We start from the raw sequence: 13,482 nt of genomic DNA on the forward strand, positions 1-13,482 counted from the left end.
GCTCCTGGTTCGACCCGGTCAGCCTTTGAGACCGGTCATGGTGATGCCTTCGACGAAGCGCTTCTGTGCGAACAGGAAGGCGACGACGAGTGGGAGGGTGATGATCAGCGTTGCGGCCATCAGTGCGCCGTAGTCGTCGCCGGCCTCCGCGGCGCGGAAATACATCAGGCCGAGCGGCGGCGTGGCGTAGGCCTGCTTGCTGACGACGATCAGCGGCCAGTAGAGATCGTTCCAGTGCGCGACCACCGAGAAGATCGCGAAGGCGGTGACGGCCGGCCAGGCGTTGGGGACGATGACGCGCGCGACGATGCCGAGTTCTGACATGCCGTCGAGCCGCGCCGCGTGGATGAGATCGTCGGGCATGGCGCGGAAGAACTGCAGGAACATGAAGATCGCGAACACCGAAATGGTGAAAGGCGCCACCAGCGATGTGTAGCTGTTCAACAGCGACATCCGGTCGAAGGCGACATAGAGCGGCAGCGCCGTGGCGTGGATCGGCACCAGCAGGCCGAGCATGACCAGCACCATCATCAATCGCGCCGCGCGGAATTTCAGCTTGGCCATGGCGTAGGCGCAAGGGATGGCGACCAGCACCTGAAAGAAGAAGATCAGGCCGCACACGATGACGCCGTTCCACAGCAGCGTTGCCATCGGCACCTTGGCAAACGCCTTGGCGAAATTCTCGGCGAAGTAGAAATGCTCGGGGATGAGCGACAGCGACGAGGTGAAGATGTCGCTCTGCGTCTTGCCCGCCGTCGAGATCATGAAGATATAGGGGGCAAGGATCATCAGCGCGCCGAGCGAAAGCAGCGCGAAGCGGATGAGGCGGCCGGCCGGGATGCTGGTCATGTGTAGTGCACCCGTCGGTCGAGCACGCGATACTGGAGAAGCATCAGCACGACCAGGATCGCCAGGAAGACGACGGTCATCGCCGAGGCGTAGCCGACACGCAGATAGACGAAACCTTCCTGGTAGATGGTGAACAGCAGCACTTCCGACGCCTTGTTGGGGCCGCCATCGGTCAGCATCTTCACGGTCTCGAAAACCTTCACCGCATTGGTGATGCTGATGGTGACGACGAACAGCGTCGTCGGTCCGAGCATCGGCCAGGTGACCAGGAAGAACCGGTCGAGCGCCGATTTCGCGCCGTCGACGTGTGCGGCGGCATAGAGTTCGCGCGGGATAGCCGTCAGGCCCGCCAGGAACAGCACCATGTTGAAGCCCACCGACTGCCAGATGCCGATGATCGACAGGCTGTAGAGCACGGTGTTTGAGGCACCGAGCCAGTTCGGACCGGGAATGCCGGCGAGCGAAAGCAGCGCGTTGAGCGGCCCGATCGTCGGATGGAAGAGGTATTGCCAGACGGTCGCCATGGCGACGATCAGCGACGCCACCGGCAGGAAATAGACGGTGCGGAAGAAGCCGCGCGCACGCGGTTCGCCTTCGATCAGCAAGGCGACGCCGAGGCCGAGCATGATCGAGACCGGCGCCACGATCGCCGTATAGACCGATGTGTTCCACAATGATTTGCGGAAGGTTCGATCGGTGATCAGATGCGCGTAGTTCTCGAAGCCGACCAGGCGAAATTTGCCGTAGCCGAGTTCGAAATCGGTGAAGCCGAGGAAGATGACGGCAACCACCGGCAGCAGCACGAACAGCAGCAACAGCACGATCGCCGGAGCTGCCAGCAGCCAGGCGGTGCGGTCATCGCTGCGCCGATGAAGTGCCGCTGCATCCGAAGCGCGGCCCGCCAGCGCGACGCTAGACATAGGCCGGCTCCTGGCGTGCGGGCGCGGCGCTTGCCGTACGCAGCCGCCGTCCCTCCGGCCCGAAGACCATGGCCTGTTCGGGGGACAGAAGGATACCCACCGGCATTCCCGCAATCAGTTCCCTCGCCTCATGCGGCGCAAGCTTGGCGATGACGACGTCGCCGGAAGCGTCGAGCCGGCAATGGGCAATGACTTCCGACCCGAGGAATTCCAGGCGCTCGATGCGTCCGGCAAGCCCGCTCCGGCCGCTGGGCGACAGCTTGACGAATTCAGGCCGGATGCCGAGGCTGACCGGGCCGTTCGCCACTTTCTCCAGCAGGGCAAGCCGGATGCCCGAGAAATCGACGCGGCCATTCTCGGCGAGCGCCGAGATGATGTTGATCCTCGGCTGGCCGACGAAGCGGGCGACCTCGATATGAGCGGGATCGTTGTAGATCGCCTCGGGCGCGGCGAGTTGCAGCAGATTGCCGCCGATCATCACCGCCACGCGGTCGGCCATCGACAGCGACTCCGCCTGGTCATGCGTCACATAGAGCGTCGGCACGCCGGCGCGCCGGTGCAGTTCGACGATCTCGCCACGGGCATGGACGCGCAGATTGGCGTCGAGGTTGGACAGAGGTTCGTCCATCAGGAAGATGCTGGGATGGCGCACCATGGCGCGCGCCAGCGCGACGCGCTGCCGCTGCCCACCTGACATCTGACCAGGCTTGCGGTCGAGCAGATGATCGATCTTGAGCACCGTCGCCATCTCGCGGACATCGCGCGAAATCCCGGCCCGGATCTCCTTCTGGCCCGGCAGGGCCGAGCCGACCAGCGGCAGGCGCTGTGTCCGGCTCAACCGCTTCATGGCCAGCGGAACGGCAATGTTCTGGCCGGCCGTCAGATGCGGATAGAGCGCGTAGGACTGGAACACCATGGCGATGTTGCGATCGGCCGCGGCGACCGCCGACATGTCCTTGCCGCCAACGAAGATCTCGCCGCTGTCGGCATGATCGAGCCCAGCAAGGATGCGCAGCAAGGTGCTCTTGCCGCAGCCCGAGGGGCCGACGAGAGCGATGAACTCGCCCGCTTCGGCATCGAGGCTGACGCCGTTCAGGACGGCGTTGCCGCCAAAGGCCTTGTTCAGGCCGCGAAGCGAGAGCGCGCTCATGACGCGACCTTCCCGCGGACCTTGTGCGCCTCGTGCGGGTAGACCTCCTCGACCACGTCATCGAGGACATGGACGGTCATGCCGGGAATTGCGACGATCTCGCTGGTGACCGTGTCGCCGAACTCAAGCACGACGGCGCCGAGCAACCGCTCGCCCGGCATGTCGCGCTCCATGTCCCCGACGACGAAGGCAGCCGACGGACCCCATATCAGCGAAGTGTTTTGGTATTTGCCTTGCCATGCCCGGTGCAAGTGCCCGCTGGCGAACAGCGCGACATCATGGGCGGCGATCAGATCGTAGAGACGCTGCCGCTGTGCCGGGCGGATGCTCCAGTAACCGGTGTCGCCCTCGCCCGGCTCATCGATGAACAAGGGCTTGTGGGCGAAGAGCGCGACGCGCCGGCCGCCTCGGCTTTCCAGCGCCGCACGCAGCCATTCGAACTGGTTCTCTTCTTCGGCATCATCAAAGCCCATCAGCAGGCTGTCGAGGCCGATGAGCCGCCAGTTTCCGGCGTCCTCCATCCAATAGTCGGGACCAACCAGCCGGCGCCAGCGCTCGAGACGTTCCGCATTGACCGGCTGCAAGGAGCCGGGCAGATGGCCGACATCGTGATTGCCGGGCACAAGCAGCATCGGGACTGAGATTTCCCGCATCAGGTCCATGCAGAAGCTGATGTCGGCATCCTTGTCTGCGCCATCGACGCTGAGATCGCCGGTATGGATGACGAGGTTCGCAGCGCTCTGCTCGATCCAGGCGGCGAGCGGCTGCCAATTGCCGTTGAAATGCGGCTTGGTCGGGCTGAAATGGGTATCGGTGATCTGGACGATTTTCATGCCGGCTCCACTGCGAGAGCCTGCTGCCGGAAAACCACCGGGCGACCTCGCGTGTGGCTTCCTTAGTGCCGTTACATGTCACTTCCTTAACAGCGTGGGGACAAATGTTCCCATCGCGCCGATGGGCCGGCTGGCCGCCGGCGCGGTTCAGCGTGCGATAGAATTGCCGAACCGCTCTAACTCTTTGTTTTTGCGTAATTTCAGATGGAAGGCCGCTATGCGCGTTTCCCGGAACGGCTCTAGCTTTTCACCTCGAATTGCGGATCGACTGGAATCTGCATCGCCGTAACCAGATGATTGGTCTGGCCGGCGAGCCCGATGATCGACACAAGCTCGCCGTGCTGCGCGTCGGTCATGCCCTTGGCGCGCGCCGCCGCCGTGTGCGAGTGGACGCAGTAGGAGCAGCCATTGGCCGTCGACACCGCGATGTAGATCATTTCCTTGGTCAGCGGATCGATCGTGCTGTCCGCCACCATCACCGCCTTCAACTGTTCCCAGATCCGCTTCAGCGCCGCCGGATCATTGGCGAGCCCACGCCAGAAATTGTTGACGAAATCCGATTTGCGCGTCGCCCTGATGTCGTCGAACACCGCCTTCACCGCCGGGATTTTCTCGACCTCGGCATCGCTGAGGAGCTTTGTGGTGGCCATGATCGGGTCCTTTCGTTTGGATGAATAAGGTCGTTGAAACAAGTTTCGAGCAAATGCGGCGGCTAACCAACTTTTTTGACTCGGTTTTTGGCGCTCAATGGCGTGGCGCCTTGAAGGTTGGCCGAAGCACTTAAACTTCGTCATCCCTGGGCGAAGCAGGCGCGAAGCGCCGTCGCGGAGACCCTGGGATCCATGCCGCGACTTTCACCGTAGAGTGCAGCGGAGCCAAATCCTGCACCATAGCAGCGCTTCTGAGTCTCGGCATGGATCCTCGGGTCTGCGCCGCGTCGCTACGCTCCTTGCTCCGCCCGTGGATGACGAAATGACGGATGCCTCGACTAGCCTCCGGTGTTCGATCCAATGGTGCGATCATCCACCTTGTCTCGCCACCTAATGCACCGCCGCGTACATGATCCTCTCCTCCGTCGCCTCCGCCGGCGAAAACTCCTCGACGATGCGCCCTTGGCGGCAGACCAAAATGCGGTCCGACAGGTTCATGATCTCCGGCAAATAGGAAGAGATCACCACCACGGCCAATCCCTCATCCGCCAGCCGGTTGATGATCTGGTGGATCTCGGCGATCGCGCCGACGTCGACGCCGCGCGTCGGCTCGTCGAAGATGACGATGCGCGGCTTCTGCACCAGCCCCTTGCCGATCACCACCTTCTGCTGGTTGCCGCCGGAGAGTTCGACGACTCGCGCATTGTCGTTGATCGCCTTGATGTTCAGCGTCTTGGTCCATTCCGCCGAAAGCTGCCGCATCTCCTGCTGGTTGATCACCCAGGCCTTTTCACGGCCCGCCGCCAGCAGCCCGCCGAACAGGTTCTCGGCGATGCCCATCGTCTCGAAGATGCCTTCGCTCTTGCGGTCCTCGGTGACATAGACAATGCCGTCGGCCACCGCTTGGCTCGGCACGAGATAGCGCACGGGCTTATCGTCCAGTTCGATCGCACCGCCGCGCAAAAAATCGCGCTTGTAGATGCCCGACACGATCTTGAACGTCTCGGTGCGGCCCGAGCCGATCAGCCCGAACACGCCGGTGATCTGGCCCTCGAAGATCGAGAAGGAATTGTTGCGCACGACGTTGCTCATCGAAATGTCCTGCACCGACAGCACTTTCTTGCCGGCCTTGCGCAGCCTGGCCTCATCGCGCTGGCGGTAGATCTGGCCCGACAGCGTGCGCCCGACCATGGCGGCGACGATCTTGTCGCGGTCGAAGGCCGACGCGTCGTCGGTGACGACCAGTTCGCCGTCGCGCAGGATGGTGATGCGGTCGGCAATCATCAATGCCTCTTCCAGCGCGTGGCTGATGAAGACGATCGAGACACCGTTCGCCTTCAGCCGCCGGATGAGCGCGAAAAAGTGGCGCTTCTCCTCCGGCGTCAGCGTCGCTGTCGGTTCGTCGAAGATGATGATCTCGGCATTGTGGTGCACGGCGCGCGCGATTTCGACCATCTGCCGCTTGGCGGCGCCCAACGTCGCCACCATGGCGTTCGGATCGACCGGAAAATTCAGCGACTGCAGGAACTGCTGTGCTGAGATATACGTGCCGCGCAGCCGGTTGAGGAATTTTTCAGTACCGAGATAGAGGTTCTGCGCCACCGTCATCGACGGCACCAGGCTGGTCTCCTGGAACACCATGGCAATGCCCGCTTCGAGCGCGGCATGCGGTGAGGCGTAGGCGATCTCCTGGCCCTTATGGAACATCTTGCCCGAGGTGGCATCGACCACTCCGGCGATGATCTTGGTCAGCGTCGACTTGCCTGCACCGTTCTCGCCGAGCAGCGCATGGATTTCGCCCTTGCGTAGCTCGAAGGTGACGTTCTTCACCGCAGGCACGCCGCGGTAATTCTTGGTGACGTTCTCGAGGCGAACGATCGGTTGCATCAGAAACCTCCCGAGGCAAGGTCGACGGCCAGCACGCAGTCGCCGCCCTTCGAGGCGATCAACAGCCCTCCGTCCCTTTCCGCCACGCTGCAGATGCCGTGGCGCGTGCCGTTGGCGCGGCTGTGCAGGCTGAACCGCGGCTGCATGTTTTGGTCGAGCCTGACCACCAGCCCGTAGGAGCGGCTCGGCGACCATGGCTTGTGGATGCCCATGGTTCGGATGCCGCCGCATTGCAGCGGCTCGAGGAAACTGCGGTTGGAGGCCAGCGCCGGCGCGATCCAGTAGGCCGGCGGCACCTGTCCGATCATATCCTGGCGATAGTGCGTTTCCTGCAGCACGAATTCGATCAGCCGGTTGCGCGGCGCGAACAGGGTCAGCCACGCTCCGCCATCGCCGGCCGGCGACAGCCGCGCGGGATAACCGGGCAGATGCGTCAGCACGGTCGAGCGATTGCCGGTTGTGCCATCGAAACGGACGAGCTGGTGGCGCCAGCTTTCACTCACCAGCACATCCTTGCCGATCGGATGCAGCCCATAAGGGAAGGCGATGTCGCCGGCCAGCTTGCGGAACTCACCGCCTGCCGCATCCCGCTTCCAAAGCGAACCGGAGGCGCCCTTCTTCATCAGATCGGCGGCCCATTGCGACGGCGTGTGCTCGGCCGACCCATTAGCCAGCCAAAGCCCGCCGTCCTCGGCATAGGCAAGAGCGGTGATGCAACGGATTCCGGCTGGCAGCGACACCTCCCTGCCCGCGATGAACAGCTTGCCGCTCTCCAGCCCTACCGTGAGTTCGCCTGAAGGCGACAGCGACAGCGCCGTGACAGGAGACGGAAAGGTCTCGACCACGACGGGTTCCACACCGACAGCAATCCCAAGGACGGCGTTGCCGCTTGAGGCGAGCAGCCGGCCACCGGCAACCAGCAGATTGTCGGGCTCGGTCAGTTCGGCGAAAGCCGGCGCATCATCGAGCCGCGTGTTCGGCCGGAAGGCGCCGTCGAGCGGCGGGATGGTCACTGCCTTGCCGCGAAACATATCCAGGATCGGATCGAGGATCATGGTTGCGCCCCCCAATAGGAAGCGGGGCTGGTCCAGTTCGGGTCGGCACCCCTGATCTTGTAGCGGCCGATGCGGTTGTTGAGGATGCCGCCGACGAACAGATATCCCTTGTGCTCGCGCATCGAGGTGACCATCGGGTGCGCGCCGCCCGTCAAGTCGCCCATCGCCTCGACGATGCCGCCCTTCTCGTTGAATTTCACCACGCCGCCGGTGTTGATGTTGGGAAACAGCCATTCGTCCTGCGGCAGCCGGCGCGTCATGCGCTTGCGCATGTCGGGATGGCGCAGCGAAAGGTCGAAGCTCGGCGTGCGCATACCCAGCCACGCCATCCAGTAATTGCCGTCCGAGGCCCGGTTGATGTTGTCGGGATACCCCGGCATGTCGCGGATGACACATTCGGCGGTGCCCGCCTTCGGCCCTTCCAGCCAGTAGCGATGCACGCGGCAGGCCCAGCTTTCGGCGAAGAACAGCGACTTGCCGTCATGCGCCATGCAGACGCCATTGGTGTAGCGGTAGCCGTCGAGCAGCGTCTTCGTCGAGCCATCCCGGGGATCGTAGACCAGCAGGCGGCCGGTGGCGCGGTTCTCGATCGAGTCCAGCGCCCAGTCATGCGCATCATAGCGCTTGGTCGAGTCCGTGAAATAAATGCGGCCGTCCGGCGCGATATCGCAATCATTGGGATCGCGCAGCCGTGCATCGTCGACGATCGACGTCCAGGAACGCGACGTCTCGGCGGATAGACGCTTGACCTCGCGCTGCGGTGAAACCGAATACAGCCCCATGGCGCCAACGCAGCTGATCAGGTTGCCCGATTTATCGAAGGCGAGCCCCAGCGGAAAGCCGCCAATATGGGCAAACACTTCCGACCTGACATAATCGGGCGCGAAGAAGCGGACGATCTCGCCATGGCGGGTGCCGCAATAGAGATTGTCGTCGCGGTCGAGGATGACGTCTTCAGGCCCCTCCAGTTCGCCAAGCCCGATATGGTCGGCTGAAGACAACCGGTTGTCGAGCGCGTAAGGCGTGCCGGAGCCCGGCACCGCGGACTGTGTTTCGCCCATCTTGAGATAGACCGGCGCGACATAGACCTCGTTCAGTACCTTGTGGCGGTTCTTCAGCCAGCGGATGTCGATGGTCACAGCCACCGCAAGCATGATGCCCAGAACCATCTGGTTGGTGCCGGTGCCGTAGCCGAGCCGGATCAGCCCGTTGGTCATGGTGAGCACAATGATGGCGCCCATCAGGCCCTTGATCACCGAACCGCGCCCGCCGCCGAGGCTGACGCCGCCGACCACCGCAGCGGTCAGCGCCATGATCTCCAGGTTGAGGCCGGTGCCTGGCCCTGCCCCACTCAACCGGCAGGCGATGAGAAAGCCGCCGATCGAGGCGCAGAAGCCGGAAAAGACATAGGTCATGAACACGGTGCGGCGCACCCGGATGCCGGCATTGTGCGCCGAGCGGCGGGAACCGCCGACCGCCAGGACATGCCAGCCGGGCCGCGAGCGCGTCAGCGCGATATGGGTGACGATGGCGAGGATGATTGCCAGCCACACCGAGACGGAGAGCCCCCAGAAGGTGCTGTCGCCGATGAAGTCGAGCACATCCGATGTGGCCGTCGAAAGCTGCACATCGGCTGCATAGGTGGTGACCAGGATGTCGAACAGCGCCCGCCCGAAGATGAAGGTCACCAGCGTGGTGAGGAAGGCGCGCAGCCTGAGGTACCCGACGAGGTATCCATTGATGGCACCGAAGATCAACCCAGTGGCGAGCGAGGCGGCCAGCGCCAGCCAGATCGACTGTTCCAGGATGAAGAAGACATAGACGGCGGAGAAACAGGACAGCGCGAAGATCGAGCCGACTGAGAGATCGATGCCGCCGCCCAGCATCACCACGGTCATGCCGGTGACCACCATCGAGAACTCGCCGAGCTGGCGGGTCGATTCCTGCAGCGAGGAGAGCTTGAAGAAGCCCGGAATGAGCGAGCCGAACGTGGCCAACGTCACCACCAGCGCCAGGAAAGGAATGGCGTTGTCGGTCCAGCGCTTGGTCAGGATCTCGCCGACCAGATGGTCGGGCACGAGATTGTAGCGCCAGGACTGAAGGCGTTCGCGAAAGGTCATCGGCTGCTGCTATTCCATGAGAAAAAGGGCCGGGTTGTTCCCGAGGCATGGCTTCGGGTAATTCTCGATCTCGCCGCTGCCCTCATCCGCCTGCCGGCACCTTCTCCCCGTATAGAGACGGGGAGAAGGGAAGCGCACCAACGTCGGCGTCCCCCTCTCCCCGTTCTTCACGGGGAGAGGGTAAGGGTGAGGGCAGCGCAAACCGCTAGCGATTAGAGATGGCCCAAGCCACCTCGCTGACATTAACCGCGCGACACTATTTCGCCGCCGCCTCGGCCTGCAGCGCCTTCAGGTCCCAGCAGCTGTCGGGCCTGAGGTCGGCCTTGGTCGTCGCCTTCTCCAGCGTGTAGATGTAGGTGTGCGAGGTGCCGGCCGGCTGGCCGCTCTGCAGCAGGAATTTTATGATGGCGTTCATGTCGCCCGACTGGCGTGCAAGATCGGTCATCACCACGGCGCCATAGGTGCCGTCGTTCAGCTTGTCGCAATCGGCCGCCTTTTCGCCGCCGCCGGTGGTGACCAAAAACACCTTGCCGTCGAGCTTGGCGTCGCGGATCGCGGCGGATGCACCGGTCGCGTCACCATCCCAGAAATCGATGATCGAGCAGATGTCGGGGTTCTGCTGCAGCATGGTCGTGGTCACATTGCGCGAGGTCGTGGCATCCCAGTTGGAGTCGGGCTTTGCCACGACCTTGAAGTCGGGATGCTTGTCCAGCACCTTCATGATGCCGGCATACTGGTAGAGGCTGGAAGAGTTGGCCTGGTCGCCCTGCACCAATCCGATTTTCTTGGACGAGTCCTCGCCGCAACCCTTGATCGCCGCTTCAGCCTCGAGCTGGCCGAGCCGGTCCCAGTCGCTGCCGACAAAGGCGTCGGCGGGAAAATTCGCCGGATTGTCGACCAGGATTACATAGGTGCCGGCCGCCTGCGCCTTCTTCATCAGCTTGGAATAGGAGTTGAGGTCCGGTGCATGGATGATCAGCACATCTGGTCTTGTGTCCGACGAGATCGCATCGGTGATCGCCTGCGCGCCGGCATCGACCACCCAGTTCGGGTCGCGCGTCTCGAACGTGCCGCCCCAGGCCTCGACCTCCTTCTTCAGGTAATGCGCCCAGCCCTGCGCCAGGTCGAAGCCCATCGCCAGCGGTACCAGCATGACGCGCTTGCCTTTCAGCGCTTGTGCATAGGCAGCAGGGCCTGGATCGTCAGCGGCGAAGGTCGGCGCCACGAAGGCGGTGACGGCAAGGGCCGTGGCAGCCGCCATGAGTGTTCTGATCAGTTTCATGTGTCATCCTCTGGTTCGGTTTTCATTGCCGGCCGATCGTTCCGATCGCACCGGGTACCCCGAGCAAGATGGGCTAGCCCATCTGCCCTAAATATCGCCCTGCTGCGCGGTCTGTTCGTCGCGCGGATTGATGATGCCGTCGACGATGATGGCGCCGAGCAGGATCGCCGCCTTGATCAGGTTCTGGTAGAGCAGCGGAATGTCGATGATGGTCATGGCGTTGAGCAGGATGCCGATCAGTGCTGCGCCCACCAGCACGTTGCGCACGCCGCCTCGCCCGCCCGACAATCCGATGCCGCCGATCACCGCCACCAGCACGATGTCGTAGAGCAGCGTCGAGTTGACGACCCGCGTGTTGATCGAGTGCAGGCTGGCCGCCGTCAAAAGGCCCGCGATCAGCGCCACGAAAGCGGACAGCACATAGCGCAGCACCAGCATCGGCCGCACCGGAATGCCGATGTTGCGCGCCGCCACCGGATTGTCGCCGGCGAAATAGATGTAGCGGCCCCATTTGGTGTAGCGCAGGAACAGGAAGAACAGGAAGGCGAGCCCGGCGAAGACGAACACCTCGATCGGAACGTCGAGAAAGCGCAGACCGCCGAGCAGTTCCACCCAATGGCCCTGAGGCACCGGCACCGCGTCCTGCGTGATCAATTGCGAACGCACATAGCCGAAGACGAAGGAGCCGGTCGCCAGCGTGACGAAGATCGCCGGCACATCGGCATAGGCGACGAGAAAGCCGTTGAGCAGGCCGATGGCGAGCACGCCGGCCAGCACATAGGCGAAGGCCAGCCCGTCCGGCGTTCCGGTGTTGAGCAATTGCAGGTACCAGGCGACCGACATCGCCATGATCGCCACCGCCGACAGGTCGATGCCGCGGCCGATGATGACGACGGCCATGCCGAGCGCCAGTATGCCCAGCACCGACACCGAGCGGACGATGGCGACGAGATTGTTGGGATCTATGAAACCCGGCAGGCCAATTGCGGCGGCGACGAACAGCACCACCGCTATGGCAAAGACAATGCCTTCCTGATTCAGGCTCCTGAAGTTCAGCCAGCCGGCCATGTTCATTGTCTGCTTTCACCCCGATGGCAGCGCTGCCACCCCTGGGTCGAAAACTAATCGGCTCAGCGTCGCTTCGTCAAATGAATCCGCGTTCAAAACGTGGGCTTGCGATGAGATTCGCAAAGTGGACGCATTGATTGCCGAATCTGGCGCAATGCCCGGAAACTTAAACGCTTTTGGCAATTGTTTGCACCATCTCGGCGCATTGCGAAAGCGTCACACCAAGGCGAAAGGCGAAGACGGAATTTAACCCCGCGATGGTCGGGAAAATTCGATTTCAGTTCCCGGCAACATGGCCCGAGACCTCGGCGCCGGCGGTCCTCGGCAACATCAGGAAACGAAACGACGTCACCAGCCCGATGACGCCGATCACCAGGAAGGCTGCTCGAAAATCCACGAGATCGAGCGCCGGCCGGCCTCTCGCGATCTGCGACAGGTTGAGGATCGCCGCCGCCACGGCAACGCCGAACAGCATCGCCACCTGCTGCAGCATCGAAGACAAGGTCGCTGCGGAACTCCGCTGCCCGGCGGCGATATCGGCGAAGGCCAGCGTGTTGAGCGCGGTGAACTGCATCGAGCGCGACAGGCCGGCAATCAGCATCAGCGCCACCACCAGCGCCTGCGGCGTCTGCGGCGAGATCGCCGCGCAAGCCATGATCGATGCCGACGCGATGATGCCGTTGACGACCATCACCGAGCGAAAGCCGAAGCGACGCAGCATCGGCGTCGTCACCGTCTTCATGCCGAGATTGCCAAGGAAATAGGCCAGGATCATCATGCCGGCGTCGACGGGCGAGAGGCCGAAGCCGACCTGGAACAACAGCGGCAATAGAAACGGCGTGGCGTTGATCGCAACCCGGAAGATGGTGCCGGCGGCAAGCGTCGAGATGGCGAAGGTCTGCACCTTGAACGACGACAGGTCGAGCAGCGGATGCGGCGCGCGATGGAGATGACGCACCGCCAGCCATCCGACGACGATCCCCGCCGCGATCAGCCCCACCGTCGGCAAGGCGCCATCCTCCGGATGCGCGATGCGCTCCAGGCCATAGAGCAGGCAGGCGAGCCCCAGCGACGTCAGGAAGAAACCCGGCCAATCGAGCGGCTTGGGATCGGCTTCACGGTCACCGGGGATGAAGCGGGCGACCAGCGCCAGCCCGATCATGCCGAGCGGAATGTTGATGAAGAAATTCCAGTGCCAGGACAGATAGGTGGTGATGAAGCCACCGAGCACCGGCCCGACGACAGGCGCGAACAGCGCCGGCCAGGTGATCAGCGCCGTGGCGTTGAGCAATTCGGATTTCGACGCGTTGCGCAGCACCAGAATGCGGCCGACCGGCGTCATCATGCCCCTGCACGGCACGGGCAATGACGAATTCGGTCAGGTTCTGCGAAAAGCCGCAGGCAAGCGAAGCCAGCGTGAACAGCGCGATGGCGACAAGGAAGATGTTGCGCGCGCCGAAACGGTCGGCGAGCCAGCCCGACAGCGGCACGAACACCGCCATGATCAGCATGTAGACGGTGATGCCGATGCTCATCGCCACCGCCGGCACGCCGAACGATTCCCCCATCTGCGGCAGCGAGGTCGAGATGATCGTCGAATCCAGCAGTTGCATGAAGAAGGCGATGGCGACGATCAGCGCCACGCGCCGCGAATTCCCGGCTGGGTCG

The 13,482-nt window shown here is 63.2% G+C and carries 10 protein-coding genes and 1 pseudogene; all 11 read right to left on the minus strand.

Annotated features, from left to right (window positions below; genetic code table 11):
* Nucleotides 1-18: 18 nt before the first annotated feature.
* The 11 genes and pseudogenes from EN845_RS28645 to EN845_RS28695 all read right to left on the minus strand — a co-directional run bounded on the left by EN845_RS28645 (nt 19) and on the right by EN845_RS28695 (nt 13,427).
* Entirely contained in the window at nt 19-849 is an 831-nt protein-coding gene (locus EN845_RS28645) for a carbohydrate ABC transporter permease (RefSeq protein WP_127280743.1), read from the minus strand.
* A complete protein-coding gene (locus EN845_RS28650) occupies nt 846-1,769 on the minus strand; it encodes a sugar ABC transporter permease (protein WP_127280742.1) in 924 nt (307 codons plus the stop codon). The genes EN845_RS28645 and EN845_RS28650 overlap by 4 nt, the downstream gene beginning before the upstream one ends.
* Nucleotides 1,762-2,919 carry an ABC transporter ATP-binding protein gene (locus EN845_RS28655; protein WP_127873196.1) on the minus strand — a complete coding sequence of 386 codons (1,158 nt, stop codon included), beginning with the start codon at nt 2,917-2,919 and terminating at the stop codon, nt 1,762-1,764. Before EN845_RS28655 ends, EN845_RS28650 begins: the two co-directional genes overlap by 8 nt.
* The gene (locus EN845_RS28660) at nt 2,916-3,752 is read right to left on the minus strand and encodes a metallophosphoesterase (protein ID WP_127873197.1); all 837 of its coding nucleotides are present in this window, start codon (nt 3,750-3,752) and stop codon (nt 2,916-2,918) included. Before EN845_RS28660 ends, EN845_RS28655 begins: the two co-directional genes overlap by 4 nt.
* A gap of 239 nt (nt 3,753-3,991) precedes the next feature.
* Nucleotides 3,992-4,402 (minus strand): carboxymuconolactone decarboxylase family protein, encoded by a 411-nt coding sequence (locus EN845_RS28665; protein ID WP_127873198.1) that lies wholly within the window; start codon nt 4,400-4,402, stop codon nt 3,992-3,994.
* Nucleotides 4,403-4,792: 390 nt separating this feature from the next.
* Nucleotides 4,793-6,289, minus strand: coding sequence for a sugar ABC transporter ATP-binding protein (locus EN845_RS28670; protein ID WP_127873199.1), 1,497 nt, complete (start codon nt 6,287-6,289; stop codon nt 4,793-4,795).
* Nucleotides 6,289-7,344 carry a hypothetical protein gene (locus tag EN845_RS28675; RefSeq protein WP_127873200.1) on the minus strand — a complete coding sequence of 352 codons (1,056 nt, stop codon included), beginning with the start codon at nt 7,342-7,344 and terminating at the stop codon, nt 6,289-6,291. Before EN845_RS28675 ends, EN845_RS28670 begins: the two co-directional genes overlap by 1 nt.
* Nucleotides 7,341-9,464, minus strand: a complete 2,124-nt coding sequence (locus tag EN845_RS28680) for an SMP-30/gluconolactonase/LRE family protein (RefSeq protein ID WP_127873201.1) — start codon at nt 9,462-9,464, stop codon at nt 7,341-7,343. Before EN845_RS28680 ends, EN845_RS28675 begins: the two co-directional genes overlap by 4 nt.
* A gap of 256 nt (nt 9,465-9,720) precedes the next feature.
* Nucleotides 9,721-10,746 (minus strand): sugar ABC transporter substrate-binding protein, encoded by a 1,026-nt coding sequence (locus EN845_RS28685; RefSeq protein WP_127873202.1) that lies wholly within the window; start codon nt 10,744-10,746, stop codon nt 9,721-9,723.
* An 87-nt stretch (nt 10,747-10,833) separates the two neighbouring features.
* On the minus strand, nt 10,834-11,820 hold the full coding sequence (locus EN845_RS28690) for an ABC transporter permease (RefSeq protein WP_127278341.1): 987 nt from the start codon (nt 11,818-11,820) through the stop codon (nt 10,834-10,836).
* A gap of 271 nt (nt 11,821-12,091) precedes the next feature.
* Nucleotides 12,092-13,427: pseudogene (locus EN845_RS28695) on the minus strand (MFS transporter).
* Nucleotides 13,428-13,482: the final 55 nt, after the last annotated feature.

The organism is Mesorhizobium sp. M8A.F.Ca.ET.202.01.1.1 (assembly GCF_004791595.1).
In the GTDB taxonomy this organism is placed as follows: Bacteria; Pseudomonadota; Alphaproteobacteria; order Rhizobiales; family Rhizobiaceae; genus Mesorhizobium.